16 protein-coding genes and 1 pseudogene are annotated in these 17,246 nt (G+C 71.9%); 12 read left to right on the forward strand and 5 right to left on the reverse strand.

Going from position 1 to position 17,246, the window contains the following annotated elements; translation table 11 throughout:
- The 4 genes and pseudogenes from ACZ61E_RS27310 to ACZ61E_RS27325 all read left to right on the forward strand — a co-directional run.
- Positions 1-114: pseudogene (locus ACZ61E_RS27310) on the forward strand (flavodoxin-dependent (E)-4-hydroxy-3-methylbut-2-enyl-diphosphate synthase); the annotation flags it as partial.
- Positions 115-314: 200 nt separating this feature from the next.
- The gene (locus tag ACZ61E_RS27315; RefSeq protein ID WP_469702532.1) at positions 315-1,160 is read left to right on the forward strand and encodes a GNAT family N-acetyltransferase; all 846 of its coding nucleotides are present in this window, start codon (positions 315-317) and stop codon (positions 1,158-1,160) included.
- 15 nt (positions 1,161-1,175) lie between these two features.
- Entirely contained in the window at positions 1,176-1,751 is a 576-nt protein-coding gene (locus tag ACZ61E_RS27320) for a GNAT family N-acetyltransferase (protein ID WP_469702533.1), read from the forward strand.
- 95 nt (positions 1,752-1,846) lie between these two features.
- Positions 1,847-3,544, forward strand: coding sequence for a proline--tRNA ligase (locus tag ACZ61E_RS27325; protein ID WP_469702534.1), 1,698 nt, complete (start codon positions 1,847-1,849; stop codon positions 3,542-3,544).
- Between the two features lie 196 nt (positions 3,545-3,740).
- Here the strand turns inward: ACZ61E_RS27325 and ACZ61E_RS27330 are convergent, their stop codons facing one another.
- From ACZ61E_RS27330 to ACZ61E_RS27340, 3 genes are read right to left on the reverse strand one after another with little or no spacing between them, the layout of a single operon-like run.
- Positions 3,741-4,637, reverse strand: a complete 897-nt coding sequence (locus ACZ61E_RS27330; protein ID WP_469702535.1) for an aminoglycoside phosphotransferase family protein — start codon at positions 4,635-4,637, stop codon at positions 3,741-3,743.
- 31 nt (positions 4,638-4,668) lie between these two features.
- On the reverse strand, positions 4,669-5,094 hold the full coding sequence (locus ACZ61E_RS27335; protein ID WP_469702536.1) for a ferritin-like domain-containing protein: 426 nt from the start codon (positions 5,092-5,094) through the stop codon (positions 4,669-4,671).
- Positions 5,091-5,666: a hypothetical protein gene (locus ACZ61E_RS27340; protein WP_469702538.1), complete on the reverse strand. Its 576-nt coding sequence runs from the start codon at positions 5,664-5,666 to the stop codon at positions 5,091-5,093. Before ACZ61E_RS27340 ends, ACZ61E_RS27335 begins: the two co-directional genes overlap by 4 nt.
- A gap of 189 nt (positions 5,667-5,855) precedes the next feature.
- On the opposite strand from ACZ61E_RS27340, the gene rimP reads away from it, so the two are divergent.
- The 8 genes from rimP to ACZ61E_RS27380 all read left to right on the forward strand — a co-directional run bounded on the left by rimP (position 5,856) and on the right by ACZ61E_RS27380 (position 14,971).
- Positions 5,856-6,353: a ribosome maturation factor RimP gene (gene rimP / locus ACZ61E_RS27345; RefSeq protein ID WP_469702539.1), complete on the forward strand. Its 498-nt coding sequence runs from the start codon at positions 5,856-5,858 to the stop codon at positions 6,351-6,353.
- 2 nt (positions 6,354-6,355) lie between these two features.
- A complete protein-coding gene (gene nusA, locus ACZ61E_RS27350; protein WP_469702541.1) occupies positions 6,356-7,396 on the forward strand; it encodes a transcription termination factor NusA in 1,041 nt (346 codons plus the stop codon).
- A gap of 484 nt (positions 7,397-7,880) precedes the next feature.
- Positions 7,881-8,231 carry a YlxR family protein gene (locus tag ACZ61E_RS27355; protein WP_147878834.1) on the forward strand — a complete coding sequence of 117 codons (351 nt, stop codon included), beginning with the start codon at positions 7,881-7,883 and terminating at the stop codon, positions 8,229-8,231.
- 77 nt (positions 8,232-8,308) lie between these two features.
- Entirely contained in the window at positions 8,309-11,419 is a 3,111-nt protein-coding gene (gene infB / locus ACZ61E_RS27360) for a translation initiation factor IF-2 (protein ID WP_469702543.1), read from the forward strand.
- A gap of 270 nt (positions 11,420-11,689) precedes the next feature.
- Entirely contained in the window at positions 11,690-11,983 is a 294-nt protein-coding gene (locus ACZ61E_RS27365) for a DUF503 domain-containing protein (RefSeq protein ID WP_469702544.1), read from the forward strand.
- Positions 11,984-12,110: 127 nt separating this feature from the next.
- Positions 12,111-12,695: a 30S ribosome-binding factor RbfA gene (rbfA, locus tag ACZ61E_RS27370; RefSeq protein WP_469702546.1), complete on the forward strand. Its 585-nt coding sequence runs from the start codon at positions 12,111-12,113 to the stop codon at positions 12,693-12,695.
- Complete coding sequence (gene truB, locus ACZ61E_RS27375; RefSeq protein WP_469702548.1) at positions 12,692-13,609, forward strand: tRNA pseudouridine(55) synthase TruB; 918 nt, start codon at positions 12,692-12,694, stop codon at positions 13,607-13,609. The genes rbfA and truB overlap by 4 nt, the downstream gene beginning before the upstream one ends.
- Before the next feature lie 408 nt (positions 13,610-14,017).
- The gene (locus ACZ61E_RS27380; protein WP_469702550.1) at positions 14,018-14,971 is read left to right on the forward strand and encodes a bifunctional riboflavin kinase/FAD synthetase; all 954 of its coding nucleotides are present in this window, start codon (positions 14,018-14,020) and stop codon (positions 14,969-14,971) included.
- 63 nt (positions 14,972-15,034) lie between these two features.
- On the opposite strand, the gene ACZ61E_RS27385 is transcribed toward ACZ61E_RS27380, so the two are convergent.
- Together ACZ61E_RS27385 and ACZ61E_RS27390 are read right to left on the reverse strand one after the other, a co-directional pair.
- Positions 15,035-16,048 (reverse strand): oligopeptide/dipeptide ABC transporter ATP-binding protein, encoded by a 1,014-nt coding sequence (locus ACZ61E_RS27385; RefSeq protein WP_469702551.1) that lies wholly within the window; start codon positions 16,046-16,048, stop codon positions 15,035-15,037.
- A 196-nt stretch (positions 16,049-16,244) separates the two neighbouring features.
- Positions 16,245-17,243, reverse strand: coding sequence for an ABC transporter ATP-binding protein (locus ACZ61E_RS27390; protein WP_469702594.1), 999 nt, complete (start codon positions 17,241-17,243; stop codon positions 16,245-16,247).
- Positions 17,244-17,246: the final 3 nt, after the last annotated feature.

The following is a 17,246-nucleotide window of genomic DNA, read 5'->3' on the forward strand; positions in this document are numbered from 1 at the left end:
ACGGTGCCGGAGTCGAAGATCGTCGAGACCCTGATCGAGGAGGCCCTGAAGATCGCCGCGGAGATGGAGGCCGACGGAGTCCCCTCCGGCGAGCCCGAGGTCTCCATCAGCTGAGGATCGCCCCGGGGCCCCCGCCGGGCCGCTCGCCGGCCGCCGCCTGGCCCCGACCCTCCTCGTCGCTGCCACGTCTCCGTACGGCCCCGCATCCCACGCCTCAGGCGTCAGGGGAGCGGGGCCTTTCGGTGTACGCGGCACGGCGCGGAAGCGGCGGGTACAGTGCGGAGAATCAGCAGACGTATGGTGAGGCCCCTCTCGTGTTGACGCAGACCACCACCCGGGTCCTCGATCCCGGCGAACTCGGCGCCGCGCTCGCCATCCTCGAGAGTGAGCCCGTCGCCAACGCCTTCGTGGCTTCCCGTGTCCAATCGGCGGGACTCGACCCCTGGCGCCTCGGCGGCGAGATGTGGGGCTGGTACGCGGACGGGCGGCTGCGCTCACTGTGCTACTCCGGCGCCAACCTGGTCCCGATCTGCGCGTCCCCCGACGCCGTGAGGGCCTTCGCCGACCGCGCCCGCCGTACGGGGCGCCGCTGTTCGTCCATCGTCGGGCCCGCGGAGCCCACGGCCCAGCTCTGGCGGCTCCTGGAGCCCAACTGGGGCCCCGCCCGCGAGGTCCGCGCCCATCAGCCGCTCATGGTCACCGAGCGGGCGTCCGAGACGGTGCGGCCCGACCCTCTCGTACGCCGCATCCGTAAGGAGGAGCTGGAGACGATCATGCCCGCCTGCGTGGCGATGTTCACCGAGGAGGTCGGCGTCTCCCCGCTGGCCGGCGACGGCGGGCTGCTGTACCAGGCGCGGGTGGCCGAACTGGTCGGCGCCGGGCGGTCGTTCGCCCGCGTCGACGACGGCAAGGTGATCTTCAAGGCGGAGATCGGCGCGGCCACGTCGCACGCCTGCCAGATCCAGGGCGTCTGGGTCGCCCCCGAATTCCGCGGCCAGGGCCTCTCCGAGAGCGGTATGGCCGCCGTCGTCCGGTACGCGCTCGCCGACGTCGCCCCCGTCGTCAGCCTGTACGTGAACGACTACAACACCCCCGCCAGGGCCTCCTACCGACGGGTCGGCTTCCGCGAAGTGGGCGCGTTCATGAGCGTCCTCTTCTGAAAGTAGGGTTCGGCCATGCCGAGCGTGCCGAGCTACCCCGGGAACCACCGCCGGATTCCCGACGTGCGCGTGGGGCCGATCGACCTCGCCCCGCGCGTGGACGAGGCGCTGGCCGTACAGGCGCTCGCCTTCGGGCTCAGCGAGGCCGAGATCGGCGTACGCCGCCAGATCGTGCTGCGGCACCTCCTCACGCCCGGGGCCCGCGCGTACGGGGCGCTCACGGCGGAGGGCAGGCTCACCGGCTTCGTCTACGGCATGCCGAACGACCGCTCCCACTGGTGGTCCACGGTCGTCGAGCCGTATCTGCGCGCCGAAGGCCGCGACGGCTGGCTCGACGACTCCTTCGTCATCACCGAACTGCACGTCCACCCCGCGTTCCAGGGCCACGGCATCGGGCGCACCCTCATCACCACCATCACCGACGTCGCACGGCAGCCCCGCTCGATACTGTCCGCGATCGACATCGAGAGCCCCGCCCGCGGCCTCTACCGCGCCCTCGGCTACCAGGACCTGGCGCGCCAGGTCATCTTCCCCAGCGCGGCCAAACCGTACGCCGTGATGGGCGCCCAGCTGCCGCTGCGGCGGCGCTGAGGGCCTTACGGTGCGCGCTTACTGATTTCCGCCCGCCGGTGTGCCCCGGATAACCTCCTGGCACCAGCCGAGTAGAAAACGCAGGAGTGCTCCCCATGTCCCAGGTCCAGCGCATGTCCCGTTTGATGGCCAAGACACTGCGCGACGACCCGGCGGACGCGGAGACCCTGAGCCACAAGCTTCTCGTCCGCGCCGGGTACGTACGCCGCACCTCCGCCGGCCTCTGGAGCTGGCTGCCGCTCGGCAAGAAGGTGCTCGACAACATCGCGCGCGTCGTCCGCGAGGAGATGGACGCCATCGGGGCGCAGGAAGTACTGCTGCCGGCCCTCCTTCCCAAGGAGCCCTACGAGGCGAGTGGCCGCTGGGACGAGTACGGCGACCTGCTCTTCCGTCTCAAGGACCGCAAGGGCGGCGAGTATCTCCTCGGTCCGACGCACGAGGAGATCTTCACCCTGGTCGTCAAGGACCAGTGCACGTCCTACAAGGACCTGCCGGTGATGCTCTACCAGATCCAGACGAAGTACCGGGACGAGGCGCGGCCCCGCTCCGGCGTGCTGCGCGGCCGTGAGTTCCAGATGAAGGACTCGTACTCCTTCGACGCCACGGACGAGGGCCTCGCCGAGTCGTACGCGCTCCACCGCGCCGCGTACCAGAAGATCTTCGCGCGCCTGGGGCTCGACTACCGCATCGTCTCCGCCGTCTCCGGCGCCATGGGCGGCTCCGCGTCCGAGGAGTTCCTGGCACCGGCCGCCGCGGGTGAGGACACCTTCGTCGACTGCCCCAACGGCGACTACGCCGCCAACACCGAGGCGGTCACGTTCACCACGCCCCCCGTCGACGGCTCGGCGCACGGGCCGATGGAGGAGCTGGACACCCCCGACACCCCGACCATCGAGACCCTGGCCAAGTTCCTCGGCGTGCCGGCCTCGGCCACGCTCAAGAACCTCCTGGTGAAGGTCGACGGTGAGATCACCGCCGTCGGCGTCCCCGGTGACCGCGAGGTGGACCTCGGCAAGCTCGGCGAGCACCTGGCGCCCGCCGTCGTGGAACTGGTGACGGCCGAGGACTTCGAGGGCCGTCCCGAGCTGGTGCGTGGCTACGTCGGCCCCCAGGGGCTGAAGATCCGCTACATCGCCGACCCGCGCGTCGCGCCCGGCACCGCCTGGGTCACCGGCGCGAACAAGGCCGACACCCACGCGCGCGACGTCGTCTGCGGACGGGACTTCGAGGTCGACGACTACCTCGACGTGGTGGTCGTCGAGGAGGGCGACCCCTGCCCCGTGTGCGGCACCGGGCTGAAGCTGGGACGCGCGATCGAGATCGGCCACATCTTCCAGCTCGGACGCAAGTACGCCGACACCTTCCAGCTCGACGTCCTCGGGCAGCAGGGCAAGCCGGTGCGGGTGACGATGGGCTCGTACGGCATCGGCGTCTCCCGCGCCGTCGCCGCGCTCGCGGAGCAGACCGCGGACGAGCAGGGCCTGTGCTGGCCCCGTGAGATCGCCCCGGCGGACGTGCACGTCGTCGCCGCGGGCAAGGCCCTCCAGACGGAGCTGGCGGTCGACGTCGCCGACCAGCTGGCCGCTGCGGGGCTGTGCGTGCTGGTCGACGAGCGCCCCGGCGTCTCGCCCGGTGTGAAGTTCACCGACGCGGAGCTGATCGGTGTGCCCAAGATCCTGGTCGCCGGGCGGCGCGCGGGCGACGGAGTGGTGGAGCTGAAGGACCGCCGCACCGGGGAGCGCGAGGAGCTGACGGTCGCGGAGGCGGTCGCGCGCCTGACGGCCGACGCCTGACGCCGACGCCCCTACGGGGCGGGTACGGCGGGCCGAGGACGAGTACGACGGGGTACGGGGCGGGCGGGACCGGGTCCGGGGCGACCGGGCTCTCCCGCCCCGTACCCCGTGGCCGCCCGGACCGCCCCGTGACGGGGCTCGCGGAGTACGTGGCACGGGTGGTGCGTACGGTCGGCGGCGCCAACTCCCCGCCCCGTTACAGCCAGTCGGCGAACTCCAGCAGCAGTTCCGCGTCCTGGCGACGCCCGGCCTCCAGCGCGCGCACGCCCGATTCCACCGCGCGGAAGAGCGTCCAGCCACGCAGCCGCTCGCGGTCGACGTCCAGCGAGTCGGCCAGTTTGTTCACCCGGCGCCGCGTCGCGGCGGCGCCGGACGACGCGGCGACGAGATCCTCCACCCGGTCGCGTACCAGCCGCGCCAGGTCGAACGCGCGCTCGCCCACCACCGGCACGGGGCCCACCGCCAGCCACGGCGCCCGGTCGCCCGACAGCACCTTGCCCTGACGGAACGCGCCGTGGAGCAGCATCAGCTCCGCCGTCCCCGCAGCGAGAAGGTCCTCGCGTGCGTCGAGTGCCGCCGCGACGAGCGGAGCGACCTGTGGGTCCGTCGCCCTCCGCATCGCCTCCGCCTGCCGCGTCGTCCGCTCGGCGACTGTCTCGAAACCGTGGCCGGCGACCGGCTCGACCCACAACTTCCGCACCGTTCCCGCCGCTTCGAGCAGTGCCTTCGCCTCGGGCAGGGAGCGCAACGACGTCTCGGAGTGCAGCCGTTCCAGGAGCAGCGCACCGTCGGAGCCCGAGATGAGCTCCACCGAGCCCCAGCCCTTCCAGTGCGTCAGCGCCGCCCGCTCCGGCTCCGGAGCGGCGAAGGGGGGGACCACCTTGAGCGCGGCCGGCGCCCCGTCGGGGCGCCGTACGAGCACCACGAGGCTGCTCCCGCCGCCAGGCGCCACCACCCGCTCGACCGTCAACTCCCGCCGCTCCACCGCTTCCTGGGCGATCCCGGGCAACCGCCCGAGCCACGGTGCCGCGACGGATTCCCCGTACGTCTCGCTCAGGGTGCGTACCAGCCGCCGTGGCGGTTCGAAAGCCATACGTGCCCAGAGCCCTTCCTGTGGATCGGGCTCACAGACGCTCGGCGAGCCCAGGAAAGGCTACGCCGCTGCCCCGCCAGCGCACCGCCCGCACCGCCGCCTCGCGCAGCGCCCCGGCGGCGTCCTGCCTCAGCGGCCCCTCCGAGGCCCGTACGAGGTCGGAGTAGACCCCCGCGATCCGATCCTCCAGATCGGCCGCGAGCGCCGTGGCCGCGGCGGTGTCGGGCACCTCGAAGGGCAGGGCGTAGGCCGCGGCGGCCGCGGCCGGTTTCCCGCCGAGATCGCGCACCGTACGCGCGAGGCCGTCCCGCCGGGCCCGGTGCGCGTCGTACGCGGTCGTCGCCTCCGCGCGGCGTTCGTCGCCGACACGTCCGCCGACCACGCCGTACCCGTACACCGCCGCGTGTTCGGCGGCGAGGGCCGCCTGCGCGGCGTCCAGGACCCGGTCACCGCTCACGAGGAGAATCCTTCCGCCAGCAGGTACGCGTGGGCGGCGGCGGCCGCGGCGAGGGAGGCCAGCAGCCGGGCCAGTTCCGGCGGGGCGTGGACGAGGGCGTCGGCGTGCGCCTCGGAGACACGGCGCTCGGCCGCGGCCAGCTCCTTGATCGCGGCGCCGGGATCCGCCGGAACGGACGGCGCGGGACCGGAAGCCGCTACCCCGGCGTTCATGGCGGCCGTACCGACAGACGCCGCCGACGACGGCGCCGGAGACGGAGCGGAGGAAGCCGGCAAGGAAGGAGACGGCTTCGCCGACCCGTTCTCCGTCTCCTTCTTGGAAGGCCGCGGAGGCGACAGCGCGGTCACATGCCGTGCGACGGCGCCCCGCAGCGGCGTCAACCGCGTGGCCTGATCCGGATGCCGTTCGAGCACCGCGTCGTACTGCCGCAGCAGTTCGCGGCTCGTCCCGGCGGACTTCACCCGCAGCTCCTTCGCGGCCCGGACGGCCGCCGCGCTCGCCGGGCCCCGTGATCCGTCGTCGCCGTCGGTGCAGGCGGTCAGCAGACCTCCCGCCGCGGCGCCGACCGCCAAGAGCGCACCCCTACGTGTCGTCCCCGTGCGCCCCACGCGTGTCTCCCTCGGGCCTCGCAGTGATCACCGCAGGCGAGCGTACCTGCGCGTCAGCCCCAGGTGGACGGCAACACCCCTTGCGACCGGATACCCTTTCCCTGACACGCGACGATCCCACAACAGCACACACGCGGCCGAGGAGTCACCCGGATGAGCACCACCCACAGCGAGAGGCTGCGCGGACTGCTGGAACCGCTCGTCAGCGCGAAGGGCCTGGATCTCGAGGAGATCGAGGTGTCCCGGGCGGGCCGGCGTCGTGTGCTGAGAATCGTGGTCGACTCCGACGACGGCGTGGATCTGGACGAGTGCGCCGAGCTGAGCCGCACCGTCTCCACGGCTCTCGACGAGACAGACGTGATGGGCGAGGACGAGTACCAGCTCGAAGTGACCTCCCCGGGAGCCGACCGCCCGCTGACCGAGCACCGTCACTACGTGCGCGCCGTCGGCCGTCTGGCGAAGATCCAGCCTCATGAGGGCGACGAATTCGTGGCCCGTGTCCTCGCGGTGGACGAGGGAGGACTCGACCTCGAAGTGCCGGGTGTGAAGGGGCGCAAGCCGACCGCCCGCCGGATCGAGTTCGCGTCGATCGCCAAGGCGCGCGTGGAACTCGAGTTCAACCGCAAGGACAAGAAGGAAGAGGAGGCGTAGCCATGGACATCGACGTAAAGCTCCTGAAGGGCTTGGCACAAGAGAAGGAGATCCCGTTCGAGCTGTTGGTCGAGGCGATCGAATCCGCCCTCCTCATCGCCTACCACCGCACCGAGGGGAGCCGCCGCCTCGCCCGTGTCGTGCTCAGCCGCGACAACGGTCACGTAACGGTGTGGGCCAAGGAGGACCCCTCGGAGCTGGAGGAGGGCCAGGAGGCGAAGGAGTTCGACGACACCCCGTCGGACTTCGGCCGCATCGCCGCCACGACGGCGCGTCAGGTCATCCAGCAGCGGCTGCGGGACGCCGAGAACGACGTGACATTCGGGGAGTACGCGCGCCGTGAGGGCGACATCGTCGCCGGACAGGTCCAGCAGGGCAAGGACCCCAGGAACATCCTGGTGCGGCTGGACGACAAGCTGGAGGCCATCCTCCCGGTGCAGGAGCAGGTGCCGGGCGAGGAGTACACGCACGGTCTGCGGCTGCGTACGTTCGTGGTCCGCGTGGCCAAGGGCGTACGGGGCCCCTCCGTGACACTGTCGCGCACCCACCCCAACCTCGTGAAGAAGCTCTTCGAGCTGGAGGTCCCGGAGATCGCGGACGGCTCCGTGGAGATCTGCGCGATCGCCCGTGAGGCGGGCCACCGCACCAAGATCGCCGTACGGTCCACCCGCTCCGGCCTCAACCCCAAGGGCGCCTGCATCGGCCCGATGGGCTCGCGGGTGCGCAACGTGATGGCGGAGCTGCACGGCGAGAAGATCGACATCGTCGACTGGTCGGACGACCCGGCGGAGATGGTGGCCAACGCGCTGTCGCCCGCCCGGGTCAGCAAGGTCGAGGTCGTCGACCTCGGCGCTCGCTCCGCGCGGGTGACAGTGCCGGACTACCAGCTGTCGCTGGCGATCGGCAAGGAAGGGCAGAACGCCCGCCTGGCCGCCCGTCTCACCGGCTGGCGCATCGACATCCGGCCTGACACGGAGCAGACCGACGGGGCGGACGACACCGGGGCGGCCATGGGTCCGTCGCCGCGCGGCGACGGCGGCTGACGGGGCGGCGCGGCCGCACCGGGACCGGCGGGCGAGCCGGGTCGGCTCGGGTCCGTTCGGCGCAGCGGCGGGCGGTGCGGAGCGGCGTACGCGGCGCGATCCCGCCCGGTACGCCGCGGTGCGGGGGAGCCCCGTACGGTCGCGGATCGCTCCGTGCGGCGCGCGACCGCCCCGTACGCGCCGTACAGCCGCGGCATCGCCCCGTACGCCACGTACACCCCGCGCCGTCGGGGCAGCGTGATCCGGGCGTCGTCCGCCGGGTGCATCGCATTCGGCCATCGGGTGCCGGATGTCGGCCACCGACGGTGCCGGCTGATCGCGGTGGATCACGGCTCGCCACCCCGCCCGAGCCCGCGCGGGGCCCGCGACGTGCGGGCGACGTACGACGACGGACGGCGCGGAGATCAACCGAGTCTTTTTGGCCAGCAAATGTTCGACCATTGCCCCAAAGGGGTGAGGTCGGTACGGGGAGGTAGACTTAAGGATGTCTGGCCGGACGCACGCCCGCGCCTGCCCTGAGCGAACCTGCGTGGGATGCCGGGAGCGAGCGGCCAAGAACGATCTGCTGCGCATCGTGGTGGTCGAGGGTGCTTGCCTCCCTGATCCACGCGGTACGCTGCCCGGCCGGGGCGCTTATGTACACCCCGCCTCGTTCTGTCTCGATCAGGCGGTCCGCCGCCGGGCGTTTCCCCGGGCCTTCAGGGTCAAGGGACCGCTCGACAGCGCGGAACTGCTCCGATACGTCGAGCAGGCAGCAACGCACGAACACGTACGGCACGGAACCCCGTGCGATTCAGGTACCTCGCGAGTTGGAAGTAGGTCGAGATTGCGATGAGCACTCGATGAGTACGCGATGAGTACGCCCATGAAGTAGCGACGGTCCGGCGGTAACCCGGACCTAAAAGGAGCGAAGTGGCTAAGGTCCGGGTATACGAACTCGCCAAGGAGTTCGGTGTGGAGAGCAAGGTCGTCATGGCCAAGCTCCAAGAACTCGGTGAATTCGTCCGTTCGGCGTCGTCGACGATCGAGGCGCCGGTCGTACGCAAATTGACTGATGCTTTGCAGGGCCCCGGCGGCAACGCCGCCAAGCCCGCCGCGAAGCCCGGGGCGCCGCGTAAGGCGACCCCCGCGAAGCCCGCCGCGCCCTCCCCGGCGCAGGCGGCACGTCCCGCTGCCCCCAAGCCCGGCGCCCCGGCCCCCAAGCCGGCCGCCGCCGAGGCCCCGCAGAGCAGCACCCCTTCTTCTCCGGCTCCGTCCGCGACGCCCGCCCCCGGCCCGCGTCCCGGTCCGAAGCCCCCGGCGTCGAAGCCCGCGCCGACCCCGGTGCCCGCGGCCGAGTTCTCGGCCCCGGCGCCGGCCCAGCCCGCGGCGCCCCAGACCCCGGCGTCCCCGCGCCCCGGTTCGGCCACCCCGGGGCCCCGCCCCACCGGTGGTCCGGCCGCCCGTCCGGCTCCGTCCGGCGGTCAGCGCGACGGCGGCCGTGACGGTGGCCGCGGCGGCGAGCGCCCCGCGCGTCCCGCGGGACAGGGCGCCCGTCCGGGTGCCCGTCCGGCGGGTCCCCGTCCGGGCAACAACCCCTTCACCTCGGGTGGTTCCACCGGTATGGCGCGCCCGCAGGCGCCCCGTCCGGGTGGTGCCCCGCGTCCCGGCGGTGCCGGTGCGCCCGGCGGCCCGCGTCCGCAGGGCGCCGGTCAGGGCGGTCCCCGTCCGCAGGCCGGTGCCGGTGGTCAGGGCGGCCGTCCCACCCCCGGTGGGATGCCTCGTCCGCAGTCCCCGCGTCCCGGCGGCGGCCCCGCCGGTAACCGTCCGAACCCGGGCATGATGCCGCAGCGTCCCGCCGCGGGTCCGCGTCCCGGCGGCGGCCCCGGCGGAGGCCGTGGTCCCGGTGGTGCCGGCCGTCCCGCCGGTGGCGGCGGTCGTCCCGGTGGCGGCGGCGGTTTCGCCGGCCGTCCCGGTGGCGGTGGCGGCGGTGGCTTCGCCGGTCGTCCCGGTGGCGGCGGCGGTGCTCCGGGCCGTCCCGGCGGCGGTGGTTTCGGTGGCGGCGGTGGCCGTCCCGGTTTCGGCGGACGTCCGGGTGGTCCCGGTGGCCGTGGTGGAACGCAGGGCGCGTTCGGCCGTCCCGGCGGACCGGCCCGTCGTGGCCGCAAGTCGAAGCGGCAGAGGCGCCAGGAGTACGAGGCCATGCAGGCCCCCTCGGTCGGCGGCGTGATGCTGCCGCGTGGCCAGGGACAGGTCGTCCGGCTGTCGCGCGGTGCGTCTCTCACCGACTTCGCGGAGAAGATCAACGCCAACCCGGCGTCGCTCGTCGCCGTGATGATGAACCTCGGCGAGATGGTCACCGCCACGCAGTCCGTCTCCGACGACACCCTGCACGTGCTCGCCGGCGAGATGAACTACGTCGTCGAGATCGTCAGCCCGGAGGAGGAGGACCGCGAGCTTCTCGAGTCCTTCGACATCGAGTTCGGTGAGGACGAGGGTGGCGAGGAGTTCCTCGTCGCGCGTCCGCCGGTCGTGACCGTCATGGGTCACGTCGACCACGGTAAGACCCGGCTCCTCGACGCCATCCGCAAGACGAACGTCGTCGCGGGCGAGGCCGGCGGTATCACGCAGCACATCGGCGCGTACCAGGTCGCCACCGAGGTCAACGACGAAGAGCGCAGGATCACCTTCATCGACACCCCGGGTCACGAGGCGTTCACCGCCATGCGTGCCCGTGGTGCCAAGTCCACCGACATCGCGATCCTCGTGGTGGCGGCGAACGACGGTGTGATGCCCCAGACGATCGAGGCGCTGAACCACGCCAAGGCGGCCGACGTGCCGATCGTGGTCGCGGTCAACAAGATCGACGTCGAGGGCGCGGACCCGACCAAGGTGCGCGGTCAGCTGACCGAGTACGGCCTCGTGGCCGAGGAGTACGGCGGCGACACCATGTTCGTCGACATCTCCGCCAAGCAGGGTCTGCACATCGACAGCCTGCTGGAGGCCGTGGTCCTCACGGCGGACGCCTCGCTCGACCTCCGGGCCAACCCGGAGCAGGACGCGCAGGGTATCGCCATCGAGGCGCACCTCGACCGCGGTCGAGGCGCCGTCGCCACCGTGCTCGTCCAGCGCGGCACGCTGCGCGTCGGCGACACGATGGTCGCCGGTGACGCGTACGGCCGTGTCCGGGCGATGCTCGACGACAACGGCAACAACGTCGAGGAAGCGGGTCCCGCGACCCCCGTCCTGGTCCTGGGACTCACCAACGTCCCCGGCGCCGGCGACAACTTCCTGGTCGTCGACGAGGACCGCACCGCGCGGCAGATCGCCGAGAAGCGTGCCGCCCGTGAGCGGAACGCGGCGTTCGCCCGCAAGGGCGTCCGGTTCTCGCTGGAGAACCTGGACGAGGCCCTCAAGGCCGGCCTGGTGCAGGAACTCAACCTCATCATCAAGGGCGACGCGTCCGGTTCGGTGGAGGCCCTCGAGTCCTCGCTGCTCCAGCTCGACGTCGGTGAAGAGGTCGACATCCGGGTCCTGCACCGCGGCGTCGGTGCGGTCACGGAGTCCGACATCGACCTGGCGATGGGCTCCGACGCCATCGTCATCGGCTTCAACGTGCGCGCCGCGGGGCGTGCCTCGCAGATGGCCGACCGCGAGGGTGTCGACGTCCGCTACTACTCGGTGATCTACCAGGCCATCGAGGAGATCGAGGCGGCCCTCAAGGGCATGCTCAAGCCGGAGTACGAGGAGATCGAGCTCGGCACGGCGGAGATCCGCGAGGTCTTCCGCTCGTCCAAGCTCGGCAACATCGCGGGTGTTCTCATCCGGTCCGGCGAGGTCAGGCGCAACACGAAGGCCCGGCTCGTCCGCGACGGCAAGGTCATCGCGGAGGACCTCAACATCCAGGGTCTGCGCCGCTTCAAGGACGATGTCACCGAGATCCGCGAAGGCTTCGAGGGCGGTATCAACCTCGGGAACTTCAACGACATCAAGATCGACGACGTCATCGCGACGTACGAGATGCGCGAGAAGCCGCGCGGCTGACGTACCGCCGCCGTACGGCTGACGAGGCCGTACGGCGGACGGTGCGCCGTCACATGACCGACGTCGCGACCCACGTCGCGACCGACGTCATGTGACGGGGCGCGCGGTGCGCCGATGCCGCCCGGGTCCCGCTCGGGCGGCATCGCCGGTCCGGGGCCGGTCGGCGGTGCTTAATCCGTCGATCGGCCCCGGCCGTTCCGTGTACGGTTTATGTGCCCCTGCCAAGCGCTGGCGGGCCCGAACCCGTACCGGCGGGACATCCGGAAACACATGTATGTGGGGACATTGTCCTTCGACCTCCTCCTCGGCGACGTACGGTCGTTGAAGGAGAAACGCTCGATCGTCCGGCCGATCGTCGCCGAACTCCAGCGGAAGTTCGCGGTGAGTGCGGCGGAGACCGGCGACCAGGACCTCTATCGCAGGGCCGAGATCGGCCTGGCGGTGGTGTCCGGGGACACGGGGCACCTGAGGGACGTCCTGGACCGGTGCGAGCGCATGGTCGCGGGCCGTCCGGAGGTGGAGTTGCTGTCGGTACGGCGGCGGCTGCACGGGGACGACGACTGAACGTCGAGACGACTGAGCGGCCACAGCCGGCCGCGCCCGACCGTCCCGGTCGGGTCGGTGACGGCCGACAACGGTCGTGGCAGCAACAGCAGCAGACAAGAAACCCAGAAGGAAGAGTGACGGACCGGTGACCGACAACGCGCGGGCCCGCAAGCTGGCCGACCGCATCCAGGTCGTGGTCGCGGAGACCCTGGACCGGCGTATCAAGGATCCGCGGCTGGGCTTCGTGACCATCACGGACGCCCGGGTCACCGGCGACCTGCGGGAGGCCACGGTCTTCTACACGGTCTACGGGGACGACGAGGAGCGGGCGGCGTCCGCCGCCGCCCTGGAGAGCGCCAAGGGCGTCCTGCGGTCCGAGGTGGGCCGCCAGACCGGTGTGCGGTTCACGCCGACGCTGGCGTTCGTCCCGGACGCCCTGCCGGACAACGCCCGCACCATCGAGGACCTTCTCGACAGGGCGCGCGCCAAGGACGCGGAGGTGCGGGAGGTGTCGACCGGTAAGACCTACGCGGGCGAGGCCGACCCTTACCGCAAGCCCGGTGACGAGGGCTACGAGGAGGAGGGCGCGGGCGACGCCGGTGCCGCCTCCGAGGCCGGAGCGGGGTCCGGCTCCGGGTCCGGCGAGGACGGTGCGGCCAAGGCGGCCGAGGCGGGCGACGGCGGCGTCGGCCCGGCAGGCGACGACACGGACGGTGCCGCCGCTAAATGACACAGCGACTCCCCACGACGCCCGACGGCCTTGTCATCGTGGACAAGCCGTCGGGCTTCACTTCGCACGACGTCGTGGCCAAGATGCGCGGCATCGCCAAGACCCGCCGCGTCGGTCACGCGGGCACGCTCGACCCCATGGCGACGGGCGTTCTCGTCCTCGGCGTGGAACGGGCCACCAAACTGCTGGGGCACCTCGCCCTGACCGAGAAGGAGTACCTCGGCACCATCAGGCTGGGGCAGGACACCGTCACCGACGACGCCGAGGGCGAGATCATCTCGTCCACCGACGCGTCCGGGGTCACCCGGGAGGGCATCGACGCCGGGGTGGCCGCACTCACCGGCGCGATCATGCAGGTGCCGTCCAAGGTCAGCGCCATCAAGATCGACGGGAAACGGTCGTACGCGCGCGTACGGGGCGGTGAGGACTTCGAGATCCCGGCACGGCCGGTGACGATCTCCTCGTTCAAGGTGTACGACGTCCGCCCCGACGTCGCTGAGGACGGCACGCCCGTGGTCGACCTGGTCGTGTCGGTCGTCTGCTCCTCCGGTACGTACATCCGGGCCCTCGCCCGCGACCTCGGCGCTGGACTCGGCGTCGGGGGGCACCTCACGGCGCTGCGCAGGACCCGGGTGGGTCCGTACGGCCTCGACGAGGCGAGGACGCTCGACCAGCACCAGGAGCGGCTGACCGTCATGCCGGTCGCCGACGCCGCGGCTACCGCCTTCGCGCGCTGGGACGTCGACGAGAGGCGCGCGAAGCTGCTGCTCAATGGTGTACGCCTTGACATGCCCGTTCGGCGTGACGGGGCGGGCCGCACCGGGCCCGTGGCCGCGTTCGGGCCGGACGGGCGGTTCCTGGCGCTGGTGGAGGAGCAGGGCGGCAAGGCGAAGAGCCTGGCTGTCTTCGGCTGACCCGGACGTCCGTCCGACGCGGGGACCTCATCGCGGAGCGGACACGACGGTTTGTCCGTCCCGGCGAGCGCGCGGCCGGCCACGCGCTCGCCGGGATTCGAGCGCCCAACTCACCGAACACGTCGCGGCACTTGGCGGTGAGTACCTGAGCCGGGGCTCGCCCCGGCGACACCTGCGCACCGCGCCGGACCGGTGGCTGCCGTCAGCCGGTATTCGACACGAATGTCACGTTATGGCGGGTCGATGATTCGAAGCAGGGGGCGCCAGTGGACGGGCCGGGCGCGGGGAAGTCCCTCATGTCGCTCCGTACCCCGATACCGATGCGGGTCAAAAGCCTCGGGCATGGCAGTCTTAGACCTTCGTAAGAGGCATTCACGTACACAGGTTCGGGCGAGGAGAGCGGTCACAGTGCAGCGCTGGCGCGGCTTGGAGGACATCCCCCAGGACTGGGGGCGCAGCGTCGTCACCATCGGCTCCTACGACGGTGTGCACCGCGGGCACCAGCTGGTCATCGGCCGCGCCGTCGAGCGGGCTCGGGAACTGGGGATTCCCTCGGTGGTCGTGACGTTCGACCCGCACCCCAGCGAGGTCGTCAGGCCGGGGACCCATCCGCCTCTGCTGGCGCCGCACCACCGGCGCGCGGAGCTGATGGCGGAGCTGGGTGTGGACGCGATGCTCGTCCTGCCGTTCACGCTCGAATTCTCGAAGCTGTCGCCCGCCGACTTCATCGTGAAGGTGCTGGTCGACAAGTTGCACGCGAGCGCGGTCATCGAGGGGCCGAACTTCCGCTTCGGCCACCGGGCGGCCGGCAACGTCGCCTTCCTGGCCGAGCTGGGGGCGACGTACGACTACGAGGTCGAGGTCAACGACCTGTACGTGAGCGGTGCGGCGGGTGGCGGCGAGCCCTTCTCGTCGACCCTGACCCGGCGGCTGATCGCCGAGGGGGACGTCGCGGGCGCGGCGGAGATCCTGGGCAGGCCGCACCGGGTCGAGGGCATCGTGGTGCGCGGTGCGCAGCGCGGACGTGAGCTCGGCTACCCGACGGCCAACGTCGAGACGCTGCCGCACACCGCGATCCCGGCGGACGGCGTGTACGCGGGCTGGCTGACGGCCGACGGCGAACGGATGCCGGCGGCGATCTCGGTCGGTACGAACCCGCAGTTCAACGGCACGGAGCAGACGGTGGAGGCGTACGCCATCGACCGTGTGGGGCTCGACCTGTACGGGCTCCACGTCGCGGTTGACTTCCTGTCCTACGTCCGGCCTCAGCGCACGTTCGACTCGATCGAGGCGCTGCTCGAGGCCATCGCCGGCGACGTGAAGCGCTCGCGCGATCTCGTCGCCGCCCACGACGCGCGTTGACGACGCTGTGAGACCCCAACTCGGGCACCGTGTGTCCGAGTTGGGGAGGTACGGCGCTCCGGGTCAGAGCGCCTTCTCGCTCTGCGCACCGGACCGGGTGGCCGTGGCCCAGTGACAGGCGACCTGAGTGGTGTCACCGCCCGTCAGAATCGGCAGGGCCTCCGTACGGCACTTGGAGGCGACGCCCGCGCGTTCCGCCTCCCCCGAGGCCAGGATCTGGCACCTCGCGTGGAAGCGGCAGCCCCCTGGGATACGTGACGGGTCCGGAGGCTCGCCGGCCAGCACGACCGGTTCCGCGCCGGACTCGGGAAGCACCGACAACAGCGCCTGCGTGTACGGGTGTTGCGGGGAGGTCAGTACCTGTTCGACCGGTCCCGTCTCGACGATCCGCCCCAGATACATCACGGCGACCCGGTCGGCGATGTTCCACGCGAGCCCCAGGTCATGTGTCACGACCAGGGCGGACAGGCCGAGTTCGTCGCGGAGAGAGAGCAGCAGCGCCAGGATCTCGCCCCGTACGGAGGCGTCCAGCGAAGCCACGGGCTCGTCGGCGACGATCAGTTCGGGCTTCAGGACCAGGGCGCCCGCGATGACGACGCGCTGCCGCTGGCCGCCCGACAACTCGTGCGGATAGCGGAGGAAGAACCGCTCCGGCGGCCGGAGCCCGGCGCGGGACAGCGCCTCGGCGACTGCCTCGCGTTCGTCGCCCTTGTACCGGTGGATGCGCAGGCCCTCCGCCACCGCGTCGTACACCGTGTGCCGCGGGTTCAGCGAACCGCTCGGATCCTGGAGCACCAGCTGGACGCGCTTGCGGTACGCCTTGAGAGCGGCGGACTGGTAGCCGAGGGGCGCTCCGCCGAAGGTGATGCCGCCCGTCGTCGGTGGCAGCAGACCGAGCAGCGTCCGCGCCAGTGTGGTCTTGCCGCAGCCGGATTCGCCGACGAGGGCGACGATCTCGCCCCCGCCGATGTCGAGGTCGACGCCGTCGACGGCCCGCGCCGTCGGGGCGCCGCGCCGCCCGGGGAACGTGATGTGCAGCCCCGAGGCCGAGAGCAGAGGCGTGGGCGTGGTGGTCATGACTGGCTCCTGAGGAGTGGCCGCCCGGCGGCCGTACGAGCGGGACGGGGCGGGTACGGCGCCGACGGCGCCGTCGACCCTGCCGTCCGCGGGCGTCGGGCCCCATCGCCCCGTACGGTGCGGCCGACGGCCCCGTGCGCCGCGTGCCGCACCGTACGGGGCACCACGGTGGCCGCCCCTTCGGGGCGCGGGGAGGTCATGGGCGGGACTCCGTGGGCGCCGTGGACAGCTGCGCGGGAACGGCCGCGCCCACGTGTACGCACGCAGCCTGCCGCCCCGGCCCCGCCTCCCGCAGGGGCTGGTCCTCCCGCGCGCACTCCTCCAGCGCGACGGGGCAGCGCGGATGGAACGTACAGCCCGACGGCAGCGACGACGGGTCGGGCGGATCCCCCGGCAGCCCGCGCGGGGCGCGCCGCGAGGCGAGGTCCCCGATCCGGGGGAACGCCGCGGAGAGCGCCCGGCCGTACGGGTGCTCGGCAGCGTCGTACACCGCCTTCGCCGGCCCCTCCTCGACGATCCGCCCTGCGTACATCACCGCGAGTCGGTCACAGGTGTCGGAGAGCACTGCCAGATCGTGGCTGATCATCAGCAGGCTGATGTCCTGATCCGCGACCAACTGCTCTATGAGGCGCAGGATTTGGGCCTGGATCATCACGTCGAGTGCCGTCGTCGGTTCGTCCGCGACAATGAGCCGCGGATCGCAGGCCAGCGCCATCGCGATCATCACGCGCTGCCGTTGCCCGCCGGACAGTTCGTGCGGGTAGGCGTCGGCGCGGGAGGCCGGCAGCCCGACCTGCTCCAGGAGCTCCACGGTGCGCCTGCGCGCGGCGGCTGGCGTCGCGCCCCGGTGCAGCAGCACGGGCTCGGCGATCTGGTCGCCGATCCGGTGCACGGCGTTGAGGGAGTGCATCGCGCCCTGGAAGACGATCGAGGCCCCTGCCCAGCGCACGGCGCGCAGCCTGCCCCACTTCATGGTGAGCACGTCCTCACCGTCGAGCAGCACCTGACCGGTGAGCTTCGCCGAGGGGGGCAGCAGCCGCAGCAGGGCAAGCGCCAGCGTGGACTTGCCGCAGCCGGACTCGCCGGCGATGCCGAGCTTGCGGCCCGCTTCGAGAACGAGGTCCACGCCCCGTACGGCGGGTACGGCCGAGGGCCCCGTCCCGTACGTGACGCACAGATTCCTGATCTCCAGCAGACT

This window comes from Streptomyces sp. NPDC104581 (genome assembly GCF_055583685.1).